Annotated in this window: 22 protein-coding genes; 8 read left to right on the top strand and 14 right to left on the bottom strand. The window is 50.0% G+C overall.

Annotated features, from left to right (window positions below):
• Positions 1–2 precede the first annotated feature (2 nt).
• Positions 3–812, top strand: a complete 810-nt coding sequence (pssA, locus tag ACN0VA_RS07380) for a CDP-diacylglycerol--serine O-phosphatidyltransferase (protein WP_417820531.1) — start codon at positions 3–5, stop codon at positions 810–812.
• Between the two features lie 70 nt (positions 813–882).
• Here pssA and ACN0VA_RS07375 read toward each other — a convergent pair whose 3' ends face one another.
• Positions 883–1311, bottom strand: coding sequence for a hypothetical protein (locus ACN0VA_RS07375; protein ID WP_417820530.1), 429 nt, complete (start codon positions 1309–1311; stop codon positions 883–885).
• Positions 1312–1505: 194 nt separating this feature from the next.
• Between ACN0VA_RS07375 and ACN0VA_RS07370 the strand changes: the two genes are divergently transcribed.
• Complete coding sequence (locus tag ACN0VA_RS07370; protein ID WP_417820604.1) at positions 1506–2222, top strand: response regulator; 717 nt, start codon at positions 1506–1508, stop codon at positions 2220–2222.
• 2 nt (positions 2223–2224) lie between these two features.
• Positions 2225–3640, top strand: coding sequence for an ATP-binding protein (locus ACN0VA_RS07365; protein ID WP_417820603.1), 1416 nt, complete (start codon positions 2225–2227; stop codon positions 3638–3640).
• Positions 3641–3773: 133 nt separating this feature from the next.
• Here ACN0VA_RS07365 and ACN0VA_RS07360 read toward each other — a convergent pair whose 3' ends face one another.
• The 5 genes from ACN0VA_RS07360 to ACN0VA_RS07340 form a co-directional block, all read right to left on the bottom strand.
• A complete protein-coding gene (locus ACN0VA_RS07360) occupies positions 3774–4457 on the bottom strand; it encodes an orotate phosphoribosyltransferase (RefSeq protein ID WP_417820529.1) in 684 nt (227 codons plus the stop codon).
• 120 nt (positions 4458–4577) lie between these two features.
• A complete protein-coding gene (locus ACN0VA_RS07355) occupies positions 4578–5525 on the bottom strand; it encodes a permease (protein ID WP_417820528.1) in 948 nt (315 codons plus the stop codon).
• A gap of 47 nt (positions 5526–5572) precedes the next feature.
• A complete protein-coding gene (locus tag ACN0VA_RS07350; protein WP_417820527.1) occupies positions 5573–5857 on the bottom strand; it encodes an ArsR/SmtB family transcription factor in 285 nt (94 codons plus the stop codon).
• A 61-nt stretch (positions 5858–5918) separates the two neighbouring features.
• Entirely contained in the window at positions 5919–7673 is a 1755-nt protein-coding gene (locus tag ACN0VA_RS07345) for a hypothetical protein (RefSeq protein ID WP_417820526.1), read from the bottom strand.
• Between the two features lie 77 nt (positions 7674–7750).
• A complete protein-coding gene (locus tag ACN0VA_RS07340; protein ID WP_417820525.1) occupies positions 7751–9346 on the bottom strand; it encodes a S8 family peptidase in 1596 nt (531 codons plus the stop codon).
• Between the two features lie 160 nt (positions 9347–9506).
• Here ACN0VA_RS07340 and ACN0VA_RS07335 point away from each other — a divergent pair, with 160 nt between their 5' ends.
• Entirely contained in the window at positions 9507–13751 is a 4245-nt protein-coding gene (locus ACN0VA_RS07335; RefSeq protein ID WP_417820524.1) for a hypothetical protein, read from the top strand.
• A gap of 20 nt (positions 13752–13771) precedes the next feature.
• Here the strand turns inward: ACN0VA_RS07335 and ACN0VA_RS07330 are convergent, their stop codons facing one another.
• From ACN0VA_RS07330 to ACN0VA_RS07320, 3 genes are read right to left on the bottom strand one after another with little or no spacing between them, the layout of a single operon-like run.
• A complete protein-coding gene (locus ACN0VA_RS07330; RefSeq protein WP_417820523.1) occupies positions 13772–14596 on the bottom strand; it encodes a CbiX/SirB N-terminal domain-containing protein in 825 nt (274 codons plus the stop codon).
• Complete coding sequence (cobA, locus tag ACN0VA_RS07325; RefSeq protein WP_417820522.1) at positions 14589–15344, bottom strand: uroporphyrinogen-III C-methyltransferase; 756 nt, start codon at positions 15342–15344, stop codon at positions 14589–14591. Before cobA ends, ACN0VA_RS07330 begins: the two co-directional genes overlap by 8 nt.
• Positions 15334–16338: a glycosyl transferase family protein gene (locus ACN0VA_RS07320; protein WP_417820521.1), complete on the bottom strand. Its 1005-nt coding sequence runs from the start codon at positions 16336–16338 to the stop codon at positions 15334–15336. Before ACN0VA_RS07320 ends, cobA begins: the two co-directional genes overlap by 11 nt.
• A gap of 169 nt (positions 16339–16507) precedes the next feature.
• Here ACN0VA_RS07320 and ACN0VA_RS07315 point away from each other — a divergent pair, with 169 nt between their 5' ends.
• Both ACN0VA_RS07315 and ACN0VA_RS07310 read left to right on the top strand, forming a co-directional pair.
• Positions 16508–17203: a Crp/Fnr family transcriptional regulator gene (locus ACN0VA_RS07315; RefSeq protein ID WP_417820520.1), complete on the top strand. Its 696-nt coding sequence runs from the start codon at positions 16508–16510 to the stop codon at positions 17201–17203.
• Positions 17200–17883 carry a Crp/Fnr family transcriptional regulator gene (locus ACN0VA_RS07310; RefSeq protein WP_417820519.1) on the top strand — a complete coding sequence of 228 codons (684 nt, stop codon included), beginning with the start codon at positions 17200–17202 and terminating at the stop codon, positions 17881–17883. Before ACN0VA_RS07315 ends, ACN0VA_RS07310 begins: the two co-directional genes overlap by 4 nt.
• A gap of 1 nt (position 17884) precedes the next feature.
• Here ACN0VA_RS07310 and rsmA read toward each other — a convergent pair whose 3' ends face one another.
• The 5 genes from rsmA to lptF all read right to left on the bottom strand — a co-directional run bounded on the left by rsmA (position 17885) and on the right by lptF (position 23331).
• Positions 17885–18712: a 16S rRNA (adenine(1518)-N(6)/adenine(1519)-N(6))-dimethyltransferase RsmA gene (rsmA, locus tag ACN0VA_RS07305; RefSeq protein ID WP_417820518.1), complete on the bottom strand. Its 828-nt coding sequence runs from the start codon at positions 18710–18712 to the stop codon at positions 17885–17887.
• Positions 18709–19713 carry a 4-hydroxythreonine-4-phosphate dehydrogenase PdxA gene (gene pdxA / locus ACN0VA_RS07300; RefSeq protein WP_417820517.1) on the bottom strand — a complete coding sequence of 335 codons (1005 nt, stop codon included), beginning with the start codon at positions 19711–19713 and terminating at the stop codon, positions 18709–18711. Before pdxA ends, rsmA begins: the two co-directional genes overlap by 4 nt.
• Entirely contained in the window at positions 19710–20990 is a 1281-nt protein-coding gene (locus ACN0VA_RS07295; protein WP_417820516.1) for a peptidylprolyl isomerase, read from the bottom strand. Before ACN0VA_RS07295 ends, pdxA begins: the two co-directional genes overlap by 4 nt.
• An 82-nt stretch (positions 20991–21072) precedes the next feature.
• A complete protein-coding gene (lptG, locus tag ACN0VA_RS07290) occupies positions 21073–22176 on the bottom strand; it encodes an LPS export ABC transporter permease LptG (protein ID WP_417820515.1) in 1104 nt (367 codons plus the stop codon).
• 9 nt (positions 22177–22185) lie between these two features.
• Complete coding sequence (lptF, locus tag ACN0VA_RS07285) at positions 22186–23331, bottom strand: LPS export ABC transporter permease LptF (RefSeq protein WP_417820514.1); 1146 nt, start codon at positions 23329–23331, stop codon at positions 22186–22188.
• 83 nt (positions 23332–23414) lie between these two features.
• Here lptF and ACN0VA_RS07280 point away from each other — a divergent pair, with 83 nt between their 5' ends.
• Together ACN0VA_RS07280 and ACN0VA_RS07275 are read left to right on the top strand one after the other, a co-directional pair.
• Positions 23415–23864 carry a deoxycytidylate deaminase gene (locus tag ACN0VA_RS07280; protein WP_417820513.1) on the top strand — a complete coding sequence of 150 codons (450 nt, stop codon included), beginning with the start codon at positions 23415–23417 and terminating at the stop codon, positions 23862–23864.
• A gap of 247 nt (positions 23865–24111) precedes the next feature.
• On the top strand, positions 24112–25701 hold the full coding sequence (locus ACN0VA_RS07275; protein ID WP_417820512.1) for a hypothetical protein: 1590 nt from the start codon (positions 24112–24114) through the stop codon (positions 25699–25701).
• Positions 25702–25795: the final 94 nt, after the last annotated feature.

Below are 25795 nucleotides of genomic sequence, written 5' to 3'. Positions count from 1 at the left end.
TCATGGAAAAACGCCGTCCAAAACTGAAACGATTACCGATCAATCACCTGATCCCGAATATTCTGACCATTTCTGCATTGTGTGCAGGCATGACCGCGATTAATTTTGCCGCGCGCGATATGTGGGAAGCATCGGTCTTTGCAATTGTTGTTGCGGCGATTTTGGATGGTTTGGATGGACGTGTTGCGCGTTTATTGAATGCGCAAAGCAAATTTGGTGCGGAACTGGATTCCCTGTCTGATTTTATCAGTTTTGGTGTGGCACCTCCCATGATCCTTTATTTCTGGGTTTTGGAAAATGCGGGTCGGATCGGCTGGGTCTTTGTTTGTTTTTTCACCGTTTGTATGGCCTTGCGTCTGGCACGTTTCAATACCGCACTGGAAGATCCCGATAAACAGCCGTGGGAAAACAATTTCTTTACCGGCGTACCGGCCCCGGCTGGCGCGTTATTGATTATGTACCCGTTGGTGCTGTCTTTCATGTTCGGGGATGATTTTTTCCGCAGTCCGGCAATGGCCTGTTTTTTCCTGACGGTGATCGGCGGCTTGATGGTCAGTCGTTTTCCGACTTTTTCCTTTAAAAAGGCGAAGGTTCCAGCGGCTTATGTTTTGCCGGTTATGATTGGTGTCGGCTTGCTGGTTGCCTTCTTAGTCAGTGCACCGTGGGCGATGTTGTCTGTTATTGGTGCGATTTATCTGGTGAGCATTCCTTTGAGCTTTAATTCCTACAAGAAATGGCAAAGGCGTGCGGCAGCCGGGGAACTGGATGAAGATGACGATGCAGAGATCGAAATCTGCGAAAAAGAAGACTGACGATAAAAAAGAAAGGGTTCCAGAAGGAACCCTTTTTTAGTTTTACGGGAGGGGAAGGAGATTTAAGTTATTAGCGCAAGGGGGTTTGTGCGCCTGTTTTTGGGTCGATTTTGAAAGTTTCGACCAGTGAGTTATCTTTTGTGACCAGTTTGGCAATGATATTGCCATTTTGATCGGTGGTGACATCGCCGACTTTGAGGTTGTCGTTACCGCGCCAAGCGAGACGACCTTCCATAATTTCTTTGACGCGTTCCGGTGTCAGTTGCAGATCGTAATTGCCGTTTTGCATGAAACGTCCCATGCGGGGGCCGTTCATCATGCCAAATCCCATACCATATCCGTGTCCACGCATCATGTATCCGTATCCACCGCCGGGGCCACCATTGGGGCACCAGCCATTATAGTTGGGTTTGCTGTTGTCTTGAGCGACGGCCAAAGTCGTCAAAGTGATCAGGGCAACGGCGCTAACGGCGCTGAGAATGAGTGTAGTGCGTTTCATAATAAGTCTCCATCGACTAGAGTTAACCGGCGATAGCGTTCGCCCTTTCGATAAGTTTATTATTGGCCTGTTATGTAACGGGGATGTGTCGTAAGAGGTACGATAAGGTGACGCATTGTTTCTACGCCCATTTCTGTTACAGTTTGTTACACATTCAACCGCGCAGTTTTGAAAATAGCGATTATATTAGTCTCATGGAAAAGCAATCACACATACTTGTCGTCGATGACGACCGCGAAATTCGCGACCTTGTTGCGAAATTTCTAAAGCAGCATAACCTGCGCGTGACAACCGCACAGGATGGGCGCGAAATGAAACGTGCGCTTGAGGACTGGTCCATCGATCTGGTTGTTCTGGATGTTATGATGCCGGGTGAAGACGGTTTGACCCTTTGCCGCAATTTGCGCGCCAGTTCGCAGATTCCGGTGATTATGCTGACTGCAATGGGCGAAGAAACCGACCGGATTATCGGATTGGAAATGGGTGCGGATGATTATTTGGCAAAGCCGTTTAATCCGCGTGAGTTGTTGGCCCGTATCAAGGCGGTTCTGCGGCGTAGCGGTGGACAGGAAATCGTAACGGCTGAGGATGCCGATGTCTTTATCTTTAATAAATGGGAATTTCGTCCCGAACGGCGTGAATTGTTAAACGATGAAGGGGTTCTTGTTTCCCTTAGTCGAGGGGAATTTGAATTGCTGGATACATTTGTGCGTCATCCCAACCGTGTTTTAAATCGTGATCAACTTTTGGATATGGCGCGTGGCCGTGAAGCCATCCCGTTTGACCGCGCCATTGACGTTCAGGTCAGCCGCCTGCGCAAAAAATTGAAAGATGATCCCAAAAATCCGACGTTAGTAAAAACGGTGCGCGGGGGCGGCTATATGTTCACGGCGAAAGTGGAGCAATCTTGACAATGCGTTTGATCCCGCAAACCATGCTGGGGAGAACCCTTGTGACCCTGATCGGTGGTATTTTACTGGTACAGGCACTTGGGGGTGTTTTCTATTATCGGGATTGGAAAAATTTCCGCGAAAGTGCTGAACACAGCCGTTTGATTGAACGTATGGCAACTTATGTGCAGTGGATGAATGCAGCAAGCCCTTTGCAGCGTGAATTCCTGTTGCGCACCAACCGTCCGCGCGGGATGCGGACATGGCAAAGCACACAAAGTGCAGTTGATGATGAAGCGAACTGGTTTGGGGTTGAGGCTTTTATTCGATCCGGTTTGTCCGAAGAACTTGGCGGAATAGATCTAAAACGTATTCGTGTTGATGATGATGAACGTAGACCTTTTCCCCCGGGGGGCGGTTTTGGTCAGCACCGTATGCAAAACAACAATAATGTCCCGGACGACCAACGCCCCCATTGGGGACGCATGATGAATGGACATAAGTATAATGCGCGTCTGATGGTGGCGGTGTTGCTGGATGATGGCACATGGCTGAATATGCGCATTCCGTTTGAACGTCCAACCCCGCCGGGTTTCGTTCCCTTTGCCATGCCGTTGTTGTTTTTGTCTCTGTTGGTTGCCTTGGTCGCCTTTGTTATTATGCGGCGTGCGAATAAACCCTTGGCCCGCATGGCACAGGCGGCAGAAACATTGGGGCGCGATGTCAATGCCCCACCGATGAAAGAAGATGGTCCGCGTGAAGTGCGTGATGCCGCGCGTGCTTTTAACGAGATGCAAACCCGTCTGCGTCGTTTCGTTCAGGATCGTACACATATGCTGGCGGCGATTTCCCATGATTTACGTACCCCCATCACCCGTATGCGTTTACGGGCTGAATTTGTGGAAGACGATCAGCAACGTGAAAAAATGCTGTCTGATCTGGATGAAATGGAATCCATGATCAAGGCAACCATGTCTTTTGCCCGTGACGATGTCGCAAACGAGGCCGTTTCCCCAATTGATCTGGCCGCGTTGGTTGAAAGTTTTTGCGAAGATATGCGTGAAACCGATGGGGATGTGACCTATAGCGGCATGGAAGAACTCCCCTTTAAAGGCCGTCCTGTTGGCTTGAAACGCGCGGTTGCCAATTTGGTCGGCAATGCCTTGAAATATGCAGGTGCCTGTGAAGTGGTGTTAGAGGCTGATCAACGTCAGGTGAGCTTAACCGTAAAAGATAACGGTCCCGGTATCCCCGAAAACGAACTGGAAGAAGTTTTCAGACCCTTTCGCCGTGTTGAAGGCTCTCGTAATAAGGAAACAGGCGGTGTTGGCCTTGGTTTGGCGGTTGTGCGTTCTGTCGCCCATGCGCACGGCGGCACTGCCCAGTTGATGAACCGACCGGAAGGTGGTCTAGAAGCGAAAATCGTTTTACCGAGATAAGAAAATGCCCCTAAGCAATCGGCTCAGGGGCATTTTTTATATCAAGGCATCAGCATTGGAACGACAAAGTATCCAATGGCGACAAGGGCCATGATCTTTATCGAAATCCAGAAAGCCAGCTTTTTTGGGGTCATCACTCGCCGCCGTTTTTGCTGGACCAGCCGAGCGGGTCTTCCAAGAATTCTTTCACACCGGCGATTTTTTCTTTGGTGAAATAGCCGTATTTTTCAGCAGCATGAATAACATCCCACCAATTACACAGGTAATGCAGCGTGACACCGGCCTGATCCAGAGATTCAAGGGCGCCGGGGATTACACCATAGAAAAAGACGACGAAGGCATCATCACATTTGGCACCGGCATTGCGCAGTGCATTGACGAAGTTCAGCTTGGAACCGCCATCGGTCGCCAGATCTTCGACGAGAAGAACGCGTTTGTCTTCTTCCATATAGCCTTCGATCTGAGCGTTGCGACCAAAACCTTTGGGTTTTTTGCGCACATATAACATAGATGCATCTAACTGATCCGCCATCCATGCGGCATAAGGGATCCCGGCTGTTTCGCCGCCCGCGACATAGTCGAAAACCTCAAACCCTGCGTCTTGTTGAAGTTGGTTTTTGGCAAGCTCCATGACTGTACGACGCGCACGGTTGAAAGAGATGAGTTTGCGACAATCGATATAAACCGGGCTGGCTTTGCCGGAGGTCAGGATATAGGGTTCTTCCGGGCGGAAGTTGATGGCTTCGATTTCCAATAAAATCTTGGCAACGGTTTCACCTGTTTTTTTATGTTCCGGGCTGCGCGCAACAATGGCCATAGTTTATTTATCCTCTGATCAGAAATGCATTGCGTTGTTTTAGAATCAAAATGGATTCAAATCAACGGCTTTCCCTGTTCTTGCGAAATGGAAATTGCAGCAAAAAGCAATGACGCTATATCAGGTAAACAGAAAGTTGAAGGTGAAACCACTGAGCACGGCCATTGCAAAAACGACCAGCAAAAAGGCTGATAACAAAGGCCAGTAAAAGAGTTTATGCAGTAAGATCGCTTCCGGCAGACTTGCCCCGCCACTGCCGATGGCAAGCGCCATGATGGCACCCAGGCTGACCCCCTTTGCCAGAAAGGCCGAGACCAGTGGTAATAAGGTGCTGACCCGCATATAAAGCGGTATCCCGATCAAGGCGGCGGCTGGAATGGCAGCGGGGTTTTGCGGGCCTGCAACCTCTGTAAAAAAGTCAGCCGGTAAAAAGCCATGAACGCCTGCGCCAATGATCATGGCGACAAACATGTAAGGAAACATCTGTTTAAACATGTCCCATGTTTCGCGACCTGCCGTTTGCCAAATTGTGGGGGTGATTTGAGGGGCAGCCCCGCAAGATGATCCGCAGCACCGTGGCTTTTCTTCGAGTAATTCAGATTTGATGAACCGTTCAAACCCCAGTGTGTTGAGGGTCAACCCCGCAAGGACGGAAACACTAAAGGCCAAAAGGGCGTAAAGGGCGGTGACCTGCCAACCTAAAACCGGGATGAAAAGGGCAATGACTAAGGGGTTGAGCAACGGAGATGTGAATAAAAAAGTCATGGTCGGGCCGAAGCCTGCACGCGCTTTTAAAAGGCCAACCAAGACAGGAATACTGGAACAGCTGCAAAACGGGGTGATGGATCCTAAAAGGGCGGCTGTCAGATATCCTCGCCCTTTTTGTCCGCCAAGGATATTGCGGATTTTACTATCGGGAAGCTTTTGTCGCAGCAAGCCAACCAGAAAACTGATGATGAGGAAGAGAATGCTCAATTCCGCGAAAAGCTGGATAAACATCCAGAAGCTTTCTTGCAGCATGTCACTAAGCGGCATTGTGTTGAGGTAATTTTGCAGTTGGTCAAACATAATTTAATACTTCCACAAATGTTGAAATAACTGCGCAAAAAAAAGGTTTAAAGTGTGCAGCATTCCGCTTCTAAAAAGTTCATAATCTCGCGTAACGCATCCAGTTCTGCATAACAGTACAAACTGCGTCCGTCGCGTTTCTGACGGATCAGGCCAACGCCGATCAAACGGTGAATGTGATGGGAAAGGTTTGGGGCAGAAACATCCAAATGACGTTGTATATCCCCAACGACCATGCCTTTTTTACCCGCTTTCACCAGAAGCCTGAACACGGACATTCGGGTGTCGTGGCCCAGTTCACCAAGTCTTTTTACTGCAATTGTCTGATCCATATTGAGAAGTATATACCACTACGCTCAATATTTCAATTATTATTGAAATATTGAACTGTTGTCAGCGCAAATGCATGAAATCCAGATCGGAGACTTGCGAGAAAATTTCGCGGGACCCTTCGAAATATGAACGGATCATACTGTTGTCCATATCTGGGGTGGGGCCGCGTGTATCGGCGATTTGGCGAATTTCCATAATTTCAATCAACCCTTCCTGCGGGTTTTCCTTGCGCCAGATATAACTTTTATTTTCAACGGTTTTGCGCAGTAATCTGGTGTTGCGTACAAATGAATTTGTCGCAGGGCCATATTGATTTTCATAGTATTTTACAACATCTTGGAAGCCATCACTTTTAAAAACACCATAAAGGCGGGTTGCGATACTGCCTTCATACTGCACAATTGCGCGTGTACCTTTGTACAGATGGGTGGAAACTTCAAAATGTCGTGCAATGGCGTCCGGCCAACGGGTTGGTGTTGTACAAAATGCAATAGTGCCACGATTTTTGGTAAAACACTTTGCTTGTTTGCTGAGATCGTTGTCCCCTTGGCCCAGCTTAATGTCAGCTCCCAGACCAAACTCGGCTTTTACAAGTCGCGGGTCAATGGGTTTGGGGGCTGCAACGGGGGCAGGTGATTGAACTGGAGCAGCGGGTTCGCCCGTAAGTGCAGGGGGCTGTTTTTTTGCAGGGATTTCTGCGGGTTGTGCTGCTTTTTCCTCACGGGAAAAGGGGGAACTGAAGAAATCACCGATTTTATTTAAGAGGCTGGTGTTTTCTTGTTCCGGTACCGGGGGCACCTGTGGCGTTTCCTGTTGTATGAGCGTGGGGTCCGGTTCCGTTTTTGTTGCCGGCTCTGGTGCGATATTCGGCTTTTCTTCCGTCACCTGTTGTGTTGTCTCAGCCTTGGGAAGGTCTTGATCTTTAGATGATTGCGTAGGCGTTAAGAAATTACGCAACTTTTCAAAAAAAGAGGCTTGTTCCGTCTTTTCTGAACCTGTGAGTGCCGGAGCCGCAACTTCCTCTTGGGGGGATGCGATTTGCGTATCAGGCGAGAGTGGCGTTTTCACATTTTGTTGAGTGGGGGCTAGGGCAGGCTCTTCGCTGGCTAGTTCCTCGTTTTGCGGTTCTGGCGCAGTGGGCTCTTCTGTTTTGCTAAACAGTTTGCCTAAACGTTCAAAAAATGAAGGGCTGTTTTCTTCGGCAATGGGCGCGCTTGGCGTGGTTGCTGTTACAGACTGCGCAGGTTCACTTGGTTGTGCGGGCACTTCTTGTGGGGTCACGGTTGTTGCTTGAACCGGAGGCGCCGCCAGTGGGCTGGCCGGTGTCGGTTGTGGTTGTGCCGAAATGACATAGGAAGGGGCAAACGGATCTGTTGTTTGCGGGTTCGGCGCGACGTTGAAAACAGGTGCAGGTTCCGCTTGTGGCTTGACAACAGACGGGGCTGGTTCAGCTGTCGGTATTTGAACCTGTGCTTCAACGGGGGCCGGGGGCGGTGTTTGTTCAACCGGTTTGACCTCAGGTGCGGGGGCACTGGGCGCGGGTGGGGCAATTTGACTGGCATCCACGACCGGTTTCTCTGGGGCTTTCTTTACGACAGGGCGTTCGGGTTCCACAGGACGGCGCACAATTTTAGGCGCTTTGGGTTCGGGGGCTTTGGGTGTTGCGTTTGGTTCGGTCGGGGCCACTGTGTCTGGCGCAAACGGATCAAGCGTGTTTTGTGTAAAACCCGGCGACGTCAGCGAGATCCAAACACCCATAGAGACGCCAATGCATAAGGCGCGGTGAAAACTGACCTGTCGCACGGACTTGCCCATATTTTATTATCCCTCGATTATAGAACCCTCTTGGTTGCGGATTTTGCGGTTTTGGTGGCGCCTATGCAAGGAAAAAGCTACCATTTTATCCTTTCTTCGCGCTGGCTGCGTCGATCGAAAATGCGAATGCCATCAATGTGCTGTTCCGCAGATCGGGCTTTTTGTCTTTTTTGTGGGGCTTCTGCTGTCTTTGATGGTTGTCTAACCATTTGATGTCTTAACATTTTTTGCAAGTTTAACCGACCGCCGCTGGCGACCTTATTGGCAAGGCCGGGGATGGGGTCAACGCTGTTCATCAGTGTTTCTTTGATTTGTAAATTGGTCAGGGTTGGTTGATGGGCAAGAAGTAACGCAGCAGCCCCGCTGACAATCGGGGTCGCCATCGAGGTTCCTGACTCGAAGTTGTAGCTATCACTCAGCGTCTTTTTTTCCTCATTCGGAAGAACAATGGTGCTAAAAATATCAACGCCGGGGGCTGCGATATCCACATTTTTGCGCCCCCAGTTTGAAAACTCCGCCAGATCGTCTGTTGGTGTTGTCGCTGCAACACTTAAGATGCCGTCGATGGGGTAACTCGCCGGGTATGATCGGGGTTCCCCATCGTTATCGACAGTTTCATTCCCGGCGGCAATGACAAATAAAACACCTTTGGCGGCAAGATCTTCATAGACTTTTTTAGCAATGAAAGAGTGTCCGAAACTACCGAGGCTCAGATTAATAATGCGCGCACCGTTTTCATAGGCATAAACAATAGCCCCGAGTGAGCCAAGTGTATGACCGCGACCACAGCCTCCACCTAAGGCTTTAAGGGGCATGATTTTCACTTTATCCGCGATACCTTTGATGCCTTTTGCGTTATTGCCCATTGCTGCGATGGTTCCTGCAACATGGGTACCATGTAAGTTTGTGTAAACGCCGCTTTGTCCCTCATGGCATTGGTAGTCGGGGGTTATGGTCGGGGCTGGATAAACGATGGGGCCGGGCCAGTTGTTACCTTCATAAAAATTCCATCCGAAAATATCATCGACAAAACCATTGTTATCATCATCAATCTTGTTGTCAGGAATTTCCTTTTTATTAATCCAGATGTGGCCTTTGAGGTCTTCATGGGTGAATTTGACCCCCGTATCGACAACAGCAACAATGATATCTTCTGTTGTTGAAGACGGTTGAGACCAGGCTTCAAAGGCTTTGATCTGGTCCAAAAACCACATTTTGTTAATGTGGGGATCATTGGGGGATGCAGGATTTGCCGTATTGGCATAGACGACATAGTTTGGTTCCACGGCATAGACATCGGGGTCGCTGGATAAAATATTGGCAAGATTTTCCCAATTGCCATCTCCGGCCGGGTTGCTGACTTGAATATGCGCGATATTGAATGAACTGAGCCGTGTATCAATTTTTACATCTTTGCCCAGTTTGGATATCCATTTGGGGTTGTTACCTTTTTTTATGGCATTGAGGGATTTGTCACTGCGAAACTGAACCAGAAATTCCCCTTCCAGTGCGACAGGGGCCAGGGGGGCTTTTAGGACTTTTGTCCCCTCGCGTACAGGTTGGGCAAAACTCTTTGAAATCTGCGGAGTCGCACCTATAAAGAAAAATGAAAAAATAAGTGCAAAACTGTGTATTTTTGCTAAAAATCCTGTATATTTTCTTAATGTTCGCATTTTTCTAACTTTACGGGTTGGATGAAAGATAAGAATTTCATTCTAAAAGTTGCATTGAGTTTATTTTTGTATCGTAAATGACGGTTTTTACCGTGCAAGGAAAATATGAACGGGAGTGAGGCCTTTTTTACGGCCTGTGAATACAGACACGAGTGGCACGATGAGCAATGATGGTTCAAAGCGAGAAGGTCGGTCTTCTATCGAAGTGGCTTTCGACGCAGAAAATCAGGCAGATCAGGTAAAAGATCAAGCCGGGGAAAAGACGGATGAAGAGGGCAAAAAAAATGCCATGCCGGAATTGTCCCCGTTGCAGAAAGATTACCTGCTTGATGAAGGCGACCGCATGGTTGATGTGGAACTGCTGGCGGAAGAAGACTGGCACGCCCCGTTTTATGTGCGTTATCGTTTTCTAAGCATTGTTGCGGCTCTATTGTCGGTGGGTTGGGTTTACGGGGCTTATGATTATATCGAAACCTATTTCGGTTGGTCGACGCTTAGTGAATTGATGCCCCATGAAATTGGTGGTCTGGCTGCGGGTCTCGTCACGCCCTTGGCCTTGTTGTGGTTAATCGCGGCTTATCTGGAACGCAGCCGTTTGTTGCAGACGGAAAGTCAGGCGCTGCGTTGGTATCTGCGCCGTATGGTTTATCCGTCTGAAACCGCAGAACAGCGCGTGCGCGCCATTACGGACTCATTGCGCGGCCAAACACAGGAATTGACCCGCGCGTCCGAAGATGCCTTGGTGCGATCACGTGCCATCCATGATTTATTGCGTTCGCGCAGTGTGGAATTGTCCGAAGTATCCCACGAGGCCGATACACGGGCGAAAGAAGCAGAAGACAGTTTGCGTCGTCAGGCCGAAGATTTGCTGAATGTATCTGATCGTGCGATTGACCGGGCGCGTGAAGTCGGCAACGTTTTACACCATCAGGCACATGATTTGGTGAATGTGTCTGAACGTGCCTCGTCGCGCACCGAAGATATTGCGGAAACATTGAAACGCCGTGCAAGCGAGCTGGATAGAGTATCTGACGGTATTGTCAATAAAACCAAGGAAACTTCGTCGATCTTTCAACGGGAAGGCAAGGCACTGGAAACGGTCTTTGAACAGGCCAAAGGGCGCAGTATTGAAATTGGCGACTTGTTGGGCAGTGCCATCGGCTCGGTCAACCAAATGGCCAATGAAGCCGCAGACCGTTTGAACCAAAACGCCAAATTGTTGGACGATCATACCGTAAGCTTGCGCAAAAGCAGTGAAGCGGCCCGCGATCAAGGCGAGGCAATGGGCAAGGTGTTTGAACGCCAGTTAAAAGAATTGAACGCCACATCAGAATTGGTGCAAACGCAAACCGGACAAATTCGCGAAAACCTTGTTTCCCAGACGGATCATTTAAATAAAACGGCGGATCAGGTTTCCGATCGTGTGCGTGAGATGCGCGAAAACCTGAAAGAAAGCGCACAGGAATTGATGAATTCCACGGATAACTCCTTGATGGGAATGCGCAGTACGTCGGATGTGTTCCGTCAGCAAGCGCGCCAGTTGGATTTAGCCACAGAACGGGCGATGGAACGTACTGGAAAACTGAATGATGAAGTTCAGGAAACAGCACAGAAAACATCCAGTGCCGCAAACCGTGTAGAGGAACGTATTAAACAAATCAGTGATCAACTATCGCAGGCCGGCCGTGATGTGACGATGATCAGCGAAGAGGCAAGCGAACAATTAAACGGGGCCGGTGAAGTTTTACGTTCACGCACGGATGAATTGCAGGAATTGTCCACCTTGTCGGAACAACGTTTGCAAAATGCCGGTATCCATTTACAGAAACGGTCCTTGGATTTGATTGATGCGGCAACCAATGCATCAAGCCGGATCCAGTCTGTGACGGCGGCGCTGCATGATGGTTCGCAAACCATCACGATTTTGTCGGATAAAGGGGCAGCAAGTATTGATCTCGCAACGGACAGTTTGCGCCGTAGTGCGCAGGAAGTTACCTTGTTGGGTGAGAAAGCACAAATTCAGGCCGACCATTTGACTGATCGCTTGGGTGAAATGCGCAATAATGCAACTGAGATGGATAGCAATCTGAAATCTTTAGGGGCTGAAATTTCTGAACAGAATGAACGTTTGCAAAAAACATCTTTGACCTCACGCGATGCGCTGGCGGAAGCCGGGCGACGTCTGTCCCATCATGCGCAAAATCTGGATCAGGCGTCCAGTGAAGCCGCCGGTCGAATGGAAAGTGTCAGTGCGACCTTGCAAGACCGGACCGAGGAACTGGATCAGGTCAGTGCGCGCACAGCTGAGCGTTTGCACGATATGGACGCAACGTTACAGACCAGTACCCGATCCCTTAAAAATACAGCAGACGCGGCGGCCCGTCAGATGGAAGGCTATTCCGTTCGTCTGGATGAACAAACGACCCTTTTGCGCAGTACCTCGGAACAAACAGCAGGGCAGTTGGAACAGGCGCAATCCGCTATTCGCTTAAGCGGGCAGGAAATGGCCAGTGCTTCTGACCGTGCCGCCAAGCTGATGGGACTGGTTGGGTCCGGGTTCCAACGCCAACGCGATGCCGTGATGAATGCGACTGAAGAAGCCGGAAAACGCGTCTTTGAAATTGGTGAAGGGTTGGAAAATCATGCCTTGCGTGTCAATCAGGTTGCTGATCAGGCCGGGGCCACGCTGGTGGATACGGTTACAGAAATGGAACACCGCGTAGAAGATGCCGGGATCAACCTGACCAAGCGTGTGCAGCGGGTGGGAACGCAGGCGCAAACTGTTGTGGACAGTGTTGAAGGTGCCTCACGCAGTTTGGAAGAGCAGGCACAAAAGATCAGTCAATTTGGCGATCATTTGACCCGTCAATTGACGCAAGTCAGCGAAAATACACAGGCCTCAGCCCGTGATACATTGAAGGTAGCCGGGGAAACCCGCGATGAATTGAAAGATGTCGGGGATAAACTTCAGTCTCATATTGCGAATTTGAACAATGTGACGCAAGGGGCGCAGGGTAGCCTGTTCGATATGAGCGAGATGTTGGGCAAAAGCGGTGAAAAGATTGCCCGAACAAGTGAAGAGGCGCAAGAACGGGTACAATCGGTTAACCGGGAACTGGAACGCCAAAACAGTAAAATCAATGATGTGGCGGATAATGCGCTGGCACGGGTCAGCCAGTTGGGCGCGGAAATTGATACCCGCAATGACGAGATTGCAAATTCAATGGATCGCGCGGCCAAATTGATGTCGGAAATGGCGGAAAATATGTATAAGGCCAGCCGGGATACGCAAACCAGTACAGAACAAGCCAATGCGCAATTGCAAAGCGTAACGCATAATATGGAACGCAGCGGGGATCATGTGGAACAAGTGACCCATCAGACGGTATCCCAGCTGAAAGAAGCCATTCTGGCCATGCAGGAGTTTGTCACGCAGTTAGAGGGACGTTCGGAAAAAGCGGCACATCGTTTGAACAAAGCGGGTGAACTGGTGCGTGAACGTTCCGATCTGGTCGCCGGGGCAGCACATCAAATCCATGCCGATATTGCGCAAGCCGCCGATCATTTGGAAGAACGGGCCAAGGATATCCTGTCTGCAGGGGAACGTTCAGCCATGCAATTGGATCAAGCAACCAAGTCGCTGGAACGCAAAACACGCGCGGCACAAGTCAATGCGATGGAAATCAAGAAAGGTTTTGATGTTGCCGGGGCGGCCGCACGACATCAGATGGATGAGCTGGCCAGCACCGTGAACCAGACCTTGAAAGAAATTACCAAAGCCAGTGATGATCTGGAAAGTCGCAATACGGAAGTGACGCAAATCTCCGATCTGGCGATGGAAAAACTGGGCGCATGGGATGACAACCTGAAAAAACGTTCTGATCTATTGCGTAAAACATGGTCGGAAGCCGCCCATCAGGCTCATGATGCCGCCAAGGCGATGGAACAACAAACCAAGTCCATGAGTCAGCTCAACCGTCATGCCACAGATTTGGTGAAAGACCTATCTGAAGTGGACAGTAAAGTTGGTACGGATGAATTTATGCGCCGTCATGCCTTCGTTGTTGAATCGCTGCAATCTCTGGGCGTGGATATTACGCGTGAACTTGAAATCGGGATCAGCGAGGAAGAGTGGCGTCGTTTCACCCGTGGGGATCGTTCCATCTTTGTACGCAAACTCGCGGCCTTGAAAGATCGCAACAAGCTGAATGCCATCAAGGATGCCTATCGGGACCATGAAGCCTTTAGAACCTATGCAAACCGCTATTTCAGCGAGTTTGAACAATTGATCGTTCAGGCCAAGGATAAAGATCAACACGGTATCCTCGCCAATACGTTCTATGGTTCCGATGTGGGTCGGGTATATCTGGCCTTGTGTCAAGGATTGGGACGGGAACCCAAATAACGCTTTGATCTGGGCTTGACTTAATCTTGGCTTGCAAGTTTTTCGCGGGCAATATCGACAATAAACTCGGCCATGCGCGGATGGGACCCTATGGCTTGCATTAACCAGATGTGACGTCCGGTTGCAGCTTCAAACGGGCCTGTGGGGCGACCGTTTTCGTGAAGGTCGATTTCTTGTTGTGGGCTGAGTTCGATTCCCAAAAATTCAGGGATATCGCGTGCGCCGTGGGTGCCCGCCGCAATCATAAACGGCAGGACGATAACATTGGGGGTATTGACCCGCTTTTCCCAGTTTTTCAGAAAAGGTTTTTCTTCTAAAAAGGCGGGTAGCATGGCTTGAACCGGGAAATGACTGTAGGTGCGTGTCGCCAGCATGACCGCACTGTCGTGAGAGGCCGGACGGTCCGGGTCCGGGTTGCCGTGGGCAACGACAAAAACGGTTGTTTCACTTGGGGAAAGTTGTTGATCCTCCATCACTTGATGGAGGCGTTCGGCCATAAGCGCCGCCAGGTTCGGGTGTTCCCCCACTGGTTGACAAAGATGGATCGTTTGTCCGTTACGCCGGGTCAAAAGGCCATCCAGCCCCATTTCACGCGGAATGACGACCTTATTGATAAAACCGGAACATGCCAGATTGGGGACAACGACAACTTCGGGGGTGTCCACGTCCTCAAGGGCGTCTTGAAGAAAGGTTTCTTCCTTCCAGAAGGCGGTTTTGACATCGGCAAATATATTTTGATCTTTAATCCATTGCGCATGCAGACGGGCCGGGCGCCCCATGTTTGGGCTTTTGCTCGATCCATGTCCAGCAATAATCAAAGTGGTCTGTTTTAATCTGTCATTCATGGTTTAATATTTGGGCAACGTCGATCACATGACCGATAATCAGCAAGGAGGGTGGTTTAAAGTCGCCTTGTCGTTTGGTTTCAGGGAGGCGCTCTAATGTGGTGTAGGCGATGCGCTGGGCCGGGGTTGCCCCGTTTTCGATAATGGCGGCAGGCGTATTTGCCGCGCGGCCTGCCTTGATCATATTCTCGGCAATCGAGTCCAGATTTTGCAATCCCATATAAATCACAACCGTCATTTCCGGGTCATTTAATGAGGCCCAGTCGATGTCGAGGTCTGCACCCTCTTTATAATGCCCCGTGACAAAACGGACACTGCGTGCCACACCGCGATGGGTGAGGGGAATGCGCGCGGCGGCCCCGCATCCCGCAGCAGCCGTAATACCGGGAACGACTTCAAACGGGATGTTTTTTTTCAGAAGGAATTCGGCCTCTTCGCTACCGCGTCCAAAGACAAACGGGTCGCCCCCTTTTAAACGTACGACAAGCTTGTGTTTGCAAGCGAGTTCAAATAACAGGGCGTTGATTTCTTCCTGTTTTAAAATATGTCGCCCTGGTGCTTTTCCAACGAAAACTTTTTCGACATGATCGGGGACGAGGCTGAGAATTTCGTCCGTGACAAGGCGGTCATGCACGATGACATCGGCCTGTTCAATCATGCGTAAGGCACGAATGGTCAAGAGATCAGGGTCACCGGGACCGGCCCCAACAAGAACAACACGATTACGGATATTTTGATCACTCGGCATAAGGGACTGTATCCATCTGGCGATTGGCCCAAATTGTTTCTGCTTGTTCATGTGCGTCATCACAAGACGTTGCGCGCCCCATCAGGCGTAACGCAATGGCGATGGTGCCTGTAATGGCAGCAATGGCATATGGATGACAGTCTTCGCCGGACCAGACCTTTTTCAGGCGGGTTATGTCCATATCTGTATCATGGGCGGCATTTTCCGGCGCAAGGAATGCGGGCCATTCTTCTTCAAAACGTTCTCCGTCTATCAGATATTGGATGTTGACGGGTTTGGCAGCGCGGCGTTCAATCTCGCCCCCTTCACCTTTAAAGACACACATACGTTTTTGCCCGAGCAAATCTGCGCAATCACGATGAATGTCGCGGTAGGCGGAATGGGTAATACATTGCAAGACGCACGGGGCATTAAAGGCATTGATCATGCGGGCAAAGGTATTGACCGGTGTACGCACACCCAACGTGGATTTCAGGTCCATGATTTCCTGCAAGACAGGGCTGATTTTATCCAGTGACAGATAGCTGAAGTTTTCCTTTTTTAGGCGCAGGGCCGCATCTTCCAAAGATGTGCTTTGGGCTATTCCCAGCTCAGCCAGGGCTTGATCTGTGTATAGGCGGTTCGCCGTATGGCCTGAAGCGCCATGCATGAAAATTTTAATACCACTTGCCGCCATCGCAAGTGCAGCCAGCAGATAGTAAGGTAATTGCCGTGCCTTGCCAGCATAGCTTGGCCAATCCAGATCAACTGCCGGTATATCGTTTGGAAGTTTTAGCTCATTTCGAACGGCATCAACGAAACCAGCCCCTTCCTCCGGGTCTTCTGTACGGACGCGCAGAATACACAGGAATGCCCCAAGTTGTATTGGGTCAACCTTATGATTTAAAACCATTGTAGCGGCTTGAAAAGATTCTTCACGGGTTAAAGGGCGCGATAGACGCGGGCCTTTGCCGATGATACGAATATATTGTGCGAAGGGATGTTCTTGTTGCATGATAATGTCGATTATACTTGTTTCTTGAGTGTTTCTGAAACATATTCCTTTCGCATTTGCGATAAAAGACATTTGTGCGATTTTTGAGAATTAATTCACCTTCTTGCTTGCCAAGGGGCTGTTCTTTTTCTTAATAATTAAACTCACACAATTTTTTGGTGACAATCCGATGGATTTTAACAAGTTAGCCCGATTACCGATTTTAAATCGTTTGCCGCAAGATGTGTTGGAAATCGTTTTTCGTACCGGTGAAGTAAAACAGGTGAAGGCCGGGGATATCCTCAGCCGTGAAGGTGCGCAAGCCTGCCACGTCATCTGGATTTTGTCCGGGCGCGCCAAAACATCGGTTGAAAATATAAATGGCGAAGAAACGGTCATTGATATTATTTCACAAGGGGCAAAGGTCGGTTTGGCTGAAGTCTGTGAAGAAGGGGCTTATTGCCTTTCCGTACAGGTTCTGGAAGACAGCGTGATTTTCCAATTACCTAAGGCAGAGTTTCTAAGCCTATTGGAAGAACAGTTTGATTTGCAGATGGCTGTTTTTGCCAATATCTCGGTTGAGATGCGCGGTGCTGTTCGTGAAATCAACGATTTGAAGCTGAAAAATACGTCCCGACGTCTGGGTGCTTATTTATTGGGTATGACATCCGCAGAAGAAGGCGAGGTCGTGATTGACTTGCCATTTGGTAAACGTCTTTTAGCCGCCCGCTTGGCGATGAAACCGGAGAGTTTGTCCCGCGCCCTTGCAAAATTGAAAAAAACGGGTGTCGAAACCATGCGCAATCAGGTCAAAATTATGGATATTGAGGTTTTGAAAAACTATTGCGGTGAAGATGACTGGCTGTTTGAAGAGGGCATGGTATGAGTAAGGCATTAGGACCGGCAGAGGTACAAAGGGCCGGTGAGGTTCGTTTCTTCAAGGGGTTGGGGGCGGATGATCTGGAAGCTTTGCTGAAAAGTGCCGTTTTGATCGAAGAGGAAAAAGGTAGTTTACTGTTTTCCCAAGGCGATCCGGCAGACCGTTTTTACATTATTCTGGAAGGCCGCGTGAAGCTTTTTACCGCCAATGAAGAGGGCGAGGAAAGCATTGTTGAAATCTTCAACCCGACAAACAGTTTTGCCGAAGCGGCGATGTTTGCTTCGGGTCGTTTTCCGGTTAATTGCGAAACCGTTATTCCTTCTCGCCTTATTCGGATTGACGGGGATCCTTTTTTAAGTGTGTTGAAAAATAAGCCGCGCATCGGACGGACAATCTTGTCTAAAATGGCAGGGCGTTATCGTCATTTGCTCAATGAAATTTCACAACTGAAAACTCAATCACCGGCGCAGCGTTTGGGTGCGTTTTTCCTGTCCTTGACGGAAGGGAACGAAGGGACAGCCGTTGCTTTGCCTTATGATAAGAACCTGATTGCTGCCCGTGTTGGTATGAAGCCGGAAAGCTTGTCACGCGCCTTATCGCGGTTGCGCGAAATCGGTGTGGATTGCCAGAAACGCGAATTGATCGTGGAAGACCTCGACAAGCTGCGTGAATTTTGCGGCGACTAATTTAAGTATTCAAGGCTTGAACAAGGGCGCAGAACTCCTGAACGCTAAGCTCTTCGGCGCGTTTTGTCGGTTCGATCCCGGCTTTGGTTGCAAGCTCTTCACCATTTACACCTAATGACTTCAGGCTGGCGCGCAGCATTTTCCGGCGTTGACCGAATGCCGCTTGGGTGACGCGTTCCAATTGTTTGCGATCCACATCGACCAGTGGTTTATCGCGTGGCACCAGTGTGGCAACCGTGGACATGACTTTGGGGGGTGGGGTGAAGGCGGTGGGTTTGATGTTGAAATCCAAACGCACGTCGCATAGCCATTGGGTGAGAACGGAAAGCCGCCCATAATCCTTGGTGCGCGGTTGAGCCGCCAGTCGATCCGCCACTTCCTTTTGAAACATCAATGTCAGGCATTCATATTCGGTGATGTTTTCCAACCAGTTTAAAACAAGCTGGGTCGAGATATTATAAGGCAGGTTGGCAACGATCTTACGCGGCCCGTCGCACAGACTGGCGGGATCGATTGTCAGGGCGTCCCCTTCGATAATTTCCAGACGACCGGGATAAGCGGCTGCAATTTCCTGCAAGGCAGCAATGGGGCGTTGGTCGCGTTCAATTGCAATGACCTTTTTGGCCCCTTCGGCCAACAGGGCACGGGTTAAACCACCCGGACCGGGGCCAATTTCAATGACGGTGCATTGGCTTAATTTGCCGGCTGCGCGCGCAACACGTCCGGTCAGGTTCAAATCCAACAGGAAGTGCTGTCCCAGCGATTTTTTTGCAGCTAGATCATATTTTGCGATGACATCGCGTAAAGGGGGCAGGGTATCTGTCGTCATGTGTTTTGTTTCTGTAGTTGTCTATGAGCCATATCGCCTGCCATTTTCAGGGCAGCACACAGGCTGGTTGCACTGGCGGTTCCGGTGCCTGCGATATTTAAAGCGGTGCCGTGATCCGGCGAGGTCCGAATAAAGGGAAGGCCAAGGGTCACATTGACCCCCAGATCAAAGGCAATTGTTTTAATCGGGATCAATGCCTGATCATGATACATGCACATGGCGACATCGTACGTCTTACGCGCAGCCTCGTGAAACATAGTATCCGGCGGTAAGGGGCCGAAGGCATTAATCCCCATCTCTTGTAATTTTTCAACTGCCGGGGTGATGACATCAATTTCTTCGTGACCCATATCACCGTTTTCACCGGCATGTGGGTTAAGCCCGGCAAGGGCAAGCCGAGGGTGGTCAATACCGGCACGTTCCTGTAATGCTTTTGCCGTGATGACACACTTTTCAACGATCAAATCGGTTGTCAGTTCCGCAATGGCCTGTTGTAAAGAGACATGTACCGTGATCGGCACAACACGCAGTTCTTCACAAGCCAACATCATAATTGGCGGTGTCTGAATGCCGGCAAGCTCTGCTAAAAATTCCGTATGACCGGGAAAGCCAAATCCGGCGTTATGCAGGTTATGTTTATGAATGGGGTTGGTCACAACGGCGCTTGCTTCCCCCTTAAGGCAAAGTTCCACCGCCCGTTCAATCGACGAGATAACGGATTTCGCGCTATGCTTACTTAATTGTCCCGGTTCAACGGCTGTGACGGGATGTTCCAGAACAGGTAAAGCGTCTGGAAAAACATCGTGGGCTTCTTGCGGGGTTGTAATCGGGCAGATCGGAACCGTCCAGCCCAGACGGTTGGCAAGATGGGCAAGGCGATGCGGGCAATCAATCACAAAAAAGCGGGGAATGTTTTCCCGGTTTTCGCGCCATGCCTTCAGTGTGATTTCACCGCCAATTCCGGCAGGTTCCCCCATACTAACGGCAAGCGGTGCGATCATAGGCGGATGTCCACAAAAGCGTTACGGCGCAATGTTTGCAACTGACGACGACTTTCCCGGTTGATCTTTTCCATGCGCAATTCACGTTTCAAATTATTGCGTATGGTAATTTCCGGTGTGGTGGGAACCGGGGCACGGTTGCAAATCATCAAAACCAGAACAGCCCCCTTCTTTTGTTCCAAGGTTGTGATTTGATTTGCACTCATGGGCATGAGCGTATTGCGGATATCTTCCGGCATGTTGGAAAGTTTCAACTGGTTTAAAATTCCAGCATTTGCACCTTCAACCTGTTTGCCGATCTCCACAAGGTTTTCACAGCTTCGTGCTTGATGCGCGATGGTGCTGGCTTGCGTATTGCGCGCGGCCCAAACTTCTGGTGTTGCATCTGTGGCAACGGGAAGAATGACCTGGGCAATGTCCAGCAATTCATCTTGTTCTTCAACACCTGCAAGGCGTTTTTCATGTAATTTTACAATGAAGAAACCGGACGATGTGCGGATCGGCTTGGAATAGTCGCCTTCCTTCATCTGGATCAGGGCGGCTTCGATCTTCGGATCAATATGCCCTGTTTGGACCCAACCCAAGGCGCCCCCTTCCGGTGCGGATGCACTTTGTGAAAAATCACGGGCAAGGCTTTCAAACGGAGAACCGCTTTTGATGTGACCAATCAAACTATCAGCCATTTGCAAGGCGGTTGCTTCTTGCGACGGGCTGTCAACGGGTAGGTAAATTTCAGAATAAAGGTATTCGGGCTTGCCTTTGTTGGCATTTTTTTCAGCCAAGGCTTTATCTATTTCTTCTTCGCTGACACTGATCCGGCCTCCGGCTGTGCGCGAGATGACCGTGCTCCAGCCCAATTCCGCACGGGCTTGATCGGCAAGAACTTCGCGGTCAATGCTCAACGATTTTAAAAATTCATCAAGTAGTCCATCACGAATACGTTGTGTTCTGGCATAGCGTTCAAGGGCTTGATCGACTTCTTTGTCGGTGACTTCAATTTCCAGACGTTCGGCTTCCTGCATTTTCAGGCGTTCATCGATCATGACGCGCAACAGGTTGGCGGCAAGACTTTTTTGAACTTCGGGTGTGTTCGGCATGCGGGTGGTTGCCATTGTTAAGCGCACGCGTTGGGCGATATCCAATTCGGAAATGATATCGTCATTAACAACAGCAGCAATACGCATAACCCCTTGTGCATGTAACACAGTGGAAGGGACACAGGCAACGAAGGCGCTGAACAGGCCAATAAGGAAGAAGGAACGGCAGCAATTGAACATGATAAATCAGTCTTTTGTTTCGTTTAGCACGTATAATTTAAAGAGATTTTTACAGAAGTATAGTCCTTTATAGGAATGCTTCCTATCCGTCTTCCAAATGCAAAATCATGGCGCAGCCTAAAAGCATGCAAATACTGGCAGGCGCCCATGCCGCCAACAGGACGGGAATGGCGCCAGACAGCGCCAATGCCATTGAGATATCGGAAAAGAAATACAGGATAAAACCGGTCAACATACCGGCCGCAACCACAAAGGTCGTGCCGCCTTTTCGTGTATGGCGCAGGGTAAATGTCGCTGCGATTAAAATCATGGCAGCCAGCAACAGCGGCGTGGATAAAAGACTATGCCAATAAAGTTTGTGGCGTTTCCCGCTAAAACCGGCTTTCTCCATTGTGTTTATGAAGTCCGGCAAAGCCCAGAAAGACATGGTTTCCGGTGGGGCAAAACTGTCTTGAATTTTGTTTAAGGTCAGGTCGGTTTCAAACCACAATTCTTCCTGAAATTCCGTGGGTTGTTCCGCCACATGGATTTGCACATCATAGAGATGCCAGAAACCGTCTTCCAATGAACCGCGCTGGGCTTCGATCCGGTGGGAAAATTTATCACGCTCGCTATAAATAAAGATGGTGACGTTGTTGAGGTCCACATTGTCCTTTTGTTGCAGGACGTAGCGCGAATGTAAAACCGATTGTCCGTCCGGATTGCTTTGGCGCAACCATAAACCGTTTGCCGATAGGCTCAACATACTTGTGTGCCCGTCAAAATAACGATTTTCCATTTGCTCATAGGCACTTAATGTCGCGGACCCCAACGGATTTATGACCATGATTTGAAAGAGCCCAAGGCAGAAAGCGACTAAAATCGCGGGGGTCATAAATCGCCATGCCGATACACCAGCAGCACGTGCAACGACCAGTTCGTGCGAGCGGGTCAGGCGGGTAAAGGCGGACATTGCGGCAAAAAGCACGGCAAACGGGAAGGTTTCCTGTCCCAGATGCGGTAATTTTAACAAAGCCATTTGCAGGCTGATTAAGGCGGAAATACCTTCCTTATTGGATGAGCGCCGCAGCAGTTCGATGGAATCGATCAAATAAATCAGACCCAGAAAAACCAGCATTAAAACGGCAAAATGCACCAGAAAATGACGACCGATATAAACAGAAAGTGTCGGGGCGAGCTTGATCATTGTCTGTACCTACGCTTCCAACTGGCCGGATTGGGCGAGTTTCAATTCTTTTGCCATGCGCTTGGGGCTGCGTCTGGGGTGCCAGCTCATAAAGAAACTGCTGACGGGGATGGGAACCAAGGTCGCAAAATAGAGCAGGGGCAAAAGCTGCAGATTTTTAGCGCTGACGTTTGCCAACCCAAGGGAGGCCACCTGCAAGAAAATCACGCCGAGGATGGCCAGCAAAATACGTCGGCTTTGTCCGCGTCGGCTGAATTGTCCCGCCGTTAAGAACATCAGGGCCGCCAAGGCATTGGACAGGCACAGGAACGGCGTTAATAAGCGTTGATGCCCTTCGACAATATGTTTGCCCCAGTCGTTTTTCCCGACCAATGGGTTATCTTGTGGGGTGAGCAGGTCTTCGACCATCAGTTCGCGCGCTTCGGGCTGGCGCTGAATATTGGTTTGGGTCTTAAGCGGAATTTCATGGGTGTAGCGGTCAAAATACAGCATGGAAAATTTACCCGTATTGCTATCAACGACCTGACGGTTGCCTTCAAACATAATGACGCGGGCAGACCCGTCGACCTCAACCAAGGCGCCGCGTTCCGCCATCAGGGTGACGGGGCGTTCGGGAATGGTTTCATCATGCACCAGAATGCCGAGAAGCTGCCCTTCCTGCGTACGTTCGCGCACATAGACCGTCACTTTGGAGCTTAGTTCGTTAAAGGCCCCTTCGCGCAACAAAAGGTGTGACATGCTGTTGCGGAGTTCCCACTGGAGTTCGCGAAACAGCTGATAGGATTTGGGCACCAAATACAGGTTCAGACTGTAAGACGCCATCATAACGCAGGCGGTCAAAATCAAGGCCGGTTTGGCGATGGCCCAGTTGCTCATGCCGCTGGCGCGCATGACGGGCAGTTCGCGGTCGATATTCAGACGGCTGTAGACAAAGGTGATCACAGCAAACAAGGCAACAGGCAGGATGACGGTCAGAAAGTTGGGTAACAGAAGGGCGGTGAAATAGATAAACATACCGATTCCCAGCCCGCGATTGACGATCATTTCGACAAAGCGCAAGGATTGTGTCAGCCATAACACACAGACCAAGGCTAGTGAGATCATCACAAATCCGGTAAAAATCTGCCGGAAAATATATCTGTCCAAACTTTTCATAACGTCGCGAAGTATATCCCTTGATACGCCAAAAGAAAGCAATATGATCACTGGAGGAAAAAAAGCAAGCATAGGGTGGCAAGATGGCCGGAAATAAATGGAATGCCCGTGGGATCGAAGTGGCACGTACAGTGGCAAAATGGTCCAAGGACAAAAGCACACAAGTCGGTGCCGTCGTGATGATGGAAGATGGCACACCCTTGACGTTTGCCTACAATGGATTTGCCCGTGGCGTGAACGATGATGTGGCATGCCGCCATGAACGCCCTGAAAAATACAAATGGACCAGCCACGCCGAAGAAAACGCCATTGCCAATATGGCGCGCATCGGGGCCACGGCCTTTGGCGCGACCTTGTATGTGACCCATTTCCCCTGTGCAGGGTGCGCGCGCAAAATCATTCAAGCCGGCATTGCCCGCGTGGTGGTCGATGGATCCTCCATGACCGATGATTTCAAATCGCGCTGGGAAGAAGACATGACCGTGTCACGCGAAATGTTCGGCGAAGGCGGGGTCGAGGTTCTCGTCGTCTGAGCAGTGAGGCTCCGCTTTTTGGGAAGATCGGATTGCGAGGCGGGATAGGTGTGAGCATACCGGACAGACTGGGTCCCCGCGAACGCGGGGACCCAGTATTTGCAAGGGAAAAAACGTTTTGTTTCTTGCATACATCCTCCCTAAAAGATGTTGTCAGCCCGCTATTGAAACCTGTAGTACTGTTTCGCCAAATCATGTTAACTTCCGCCCCAAGGGAAGATGAGAAATGGAAATAGGATAAATCAGCGTGACAGAGATTACTTCACCGGAAGAATTAGAAAAATGGCTGGAGGAGCAGGATAAACAGATTTGCGTCGCCATTGCCGCACGCATTGCCTTACGGGTTGTACCGTTTTTGGAAGAAGATGCTCATCAACATGGTGATATCCTTGTTCTGCCTTCTTTCTATGCTATTTCTACCTCTTGGCTTGCCACTACCGCCGCCGCCTACGCCACCACCGCCGCCGCCTACGCCGCCACCAGCATTGTCTACGCCGCCACCACCACCACCAGCACCGCCTACGCCGCCAGAGCCACCGCCGCCGCCGCCAGCACTGCCTACGCCGCCACCACCACCACCACCGCCACCGTCGCCGCCACCGTCGCCGCCAGAGCCACCGCCGCCGCCGCCGCCAGAGCCACCGCTGCCGCCGCCGCCGCTATTTCAAACGTATGGCGAGAAATTTCATATGATGTGACGTTCCTTGAAGAAGGCAGGACTGTTGACGCCCTGATGGAAAGGCCACTCTTTTTAGGTGGGATGGACTTAGAGCTTAAAAAACGCTGGCAGTCGATGAAAGAAACCTTGCTCAGTTTGGATGAAAACTGGCAGGTCTGGACCAATTGGTACGAAGACCGTTTGGTCGGTGGCCCTCGCCCCAACGGTCGCCTCGTGCTTGAAGCATTGGAACGCGAACGCGTCCTCATCACCGATGAAGATTGGAAAAAAGGTGCCGCCCATGTCAACGCCTTGATTGCGGAGATGGAAAAACGCTATCAGGTGCCGGAACCAGAAGATTTGAAACAACGTCCGGCTATTGTGGAAACGGAAGTGTGTGAAGATGGAAAGCTTCACCGCAAAAATGATGAAAACGAAATTACCGATGCAGACTTGCAGGAGAGTTTGCAGGAAGCGTGGGAAGCGCATAAAGATCATTTCGAAGATTTAAAAAGCTTAAGCCCCGGTCAAAATGAACCGACATTGCAACGTGTACTCTCGGCTTATGAAAAAGCAATGGGGGAAAATTATGTTGATTTGAAAATCATTGCCTTAGGCGTGCATGGACAACGCTTGCAAGAATTGGCTTTGCGCGCGGATGATCGTTTTTTGGAAAATGTCGCAAGCGAACTTTCTGCCTTGGCAGCCGCCCATGCTTTGTTTATTCAGCAATTTCCCAAATGGCGGCGCTACCATGCCAATAGTGAACCGGATCCAAGTGGGGAACAGCTAGATGCTGCCTTGAAATTCGCCAAGGAAATTAAAGGTTATGATGACATTATTGACGAAGATGTCATTGAACCAACGTTAGACCTTGTTGAGGATGTCGAAGAAAGTCTGTTTGCCGACCCCGATGCAAAACCGCTTTTGTCAAAAGAGCTGTTGAATGTAAATGCCAACATTCTGGCAGGGTTAATGCGACCTTGTTTAAAATATGTTCGTGATTGCGCGGGTGCTGTCCGAAAAGGTTCCCTCAACGGTGTTGAGAAAGGGTCGGAAGAACTGGTGCGCCGGACCATTAGTCTGGGCGGCTTGGCCCTTATCCTATCACAGATTGCACCTGATAAATTTGGCTGGATTAAGCTGGTTTTGGATGCGTTAAAAAACGCAATGAAGTAATTTTAAAGACCATAAGTACATGGGCTGGGTTCCCGCTTTTGCGGGAATGACGGTGTTTGTGTTGTGCTGCCCCCCACTTTGTCATCCCCGCGAA

It is taken from the genome of Terasakiella sp. (assembly GCF_048267425.1).
Classification (GTDB): Bacteria; Pseudomonadota; Alphaproteobacteria; order Rhodospirillales; family Terasakiellaceae; genus Terasakiella.
Note: the sequence above shows the minus strand (reverse complement) of the source record. Positions and strands in the feature narration are given on the sequence as shown.

Excerpts from the sequence above, each read along its gene's own strand:
- pssA (WP_417820531.1), top strand. The coding sequence starts at position 3 with ATGGAAAAACGCCGTCCAAAACTGAAACGATTACCGATCAATCACCTG.
- ACN0VA_RS07375 (WP_417820530.1), bottom strand. The coding sequence starts at position 1,311 with ATGAAACGCACTACACTCATTCTCAGCGCCGTTAGCGCCGTTGCCCTG.
- ACN0VA_RS07370 (WP_417820604.1), top strand. The coding sequence starts at position 1,506 with ATGGAAAAGCAATCACACATACTTGTCGTCGATGACGACCGCGAAATT.
- ACN0VA_RS07365 (WP_417820603.1), top strand. The coding sequence starts at position 2,225 with ATGCGTTTGATCCCGCAAACCATGCTGGGGAGAACCCTTGTGACCCTG.
- ACN0VA_RS07360 (WP_417820529.1), bottom strand. The coding sequence starts at position 4,457 with ATGGCCATTGTTGCGCGCAGCCCGGAACATAAAAAAACAGGTGAAACC.
- ACN0VA_RS07355 (WP_417820528.1), bottom strand. The coding sequence starts at position 5,525 with ATGTTTGACCAACTGCAAAATTACCTCAACACAATGCCGCTTAGTGAC.
- ACN0VA_RS07350 (WP_417820527.1), bottom strand. The coding sequence starts at position 5,857 with ATGGATCAGACAATTGCAGTAAAAAGACTTGGTGAACTGGGCCACGAC.
- ACN0VA_RS07345 (WP_417820526.1), bottom strand. The coding sequence starts at position 7,673 with ATGGGCAAGTCCGTGCGACAGGTCAGTTTTCACCGCGCCTTATGCATT.
- ACN0VA_RS07340 (WP_417820525.1), bottom strand. The coding sequence starts at position 9,346 with ATGCGAACATTAAGAAAATATACAGGATTTTTAGCAAAAATACACAGT.
- ACN0VA_RS07335 (WP_417820524.1), top strand. The coding sequence starts at position 9,507 with ATGAGCAATGATGGTTCAAAGCGAGAAGGTCGGTCTTCTATCGAAGTG.
- ACN0VA_RS07330 (WP_417820523.1), bottom strand. The coding sequence starts at position 14,596 with ATGAATGACAGATTAAAACAGACCACTTTGATTATTGCTGGACATGGA.
- cobA (WP_417820522.1), bottom strand. The coding sequence starts at position 15,344 with ATGCCGAGTGATCAAAATATCCGTAATCGTGTTGTTCTTGTTGGGGCC.
- ACN0VA_RS07320 (WP_417820521.1), bottom strand. The coding sequence starts at position 16,338 with ATGCAACAAGAACATCCCTTCGCACAATATATTCGTATCATCGGCAAA.
- ACN0VA_RS07315 (WP_417820520.1), top strand. The coding sequence starts at position 16,508 with ATGGATTTTAACAAGTTAGCCCGATTACCGATTTTAAATCGTTTGCCG.
- ACN0VA_RS07310 (WP_417820519.1), top strand. The coding sequence starts at position 17,200 with ATGAGTAAGGCATTAGGACCGGCAGAGGTACAAAGGGCCGGTGAGGTT.
- rsmA (WP_417820518.1), bottom strand. The coding sequence starts at position 18,712 with ATGACGACAGATACCCTGCCCCCTTTACGCGATGTCATCGCAAAATAT.
- pdxA (WP_417820517.1), bottom strand. The coding sequence starts at position 19,713 with ATGATCGCACCGCTTGCCGTTAGTATGGGGGAACCTGCCGGAATTGGC.
- ACN0VA_RS07295 (WP_417820516.1), bottom strand. The coding sequence starts at position 20,990 with ATGTTCAATTGCTGCCGTTCCTTCTTCCTTATTGGCCTGTTCAGCGCC.
- lptG (WP_417820515.1), bottom strand. The coding sequence starts at position 22,176 with ATGATCAAGCTCGCCCCGACACTTTCTGTTTATATCGGTCGTCATTTT.
- lptF (WP_417820514.1), bottom strand. The coding sequence starts at position 23,331 with ATGAAAAGTTTGGACAGATATATTTTCCGGCAGATTTTTACCGGATTT.
- ACN0VA_RS07280 (WP_417820513.1), top strand. The coding sequence starts at position 23,415 with ATGGCCGGAAATAAATGGAATGCCCGTGGGATCGAAGTGGCACGTACA.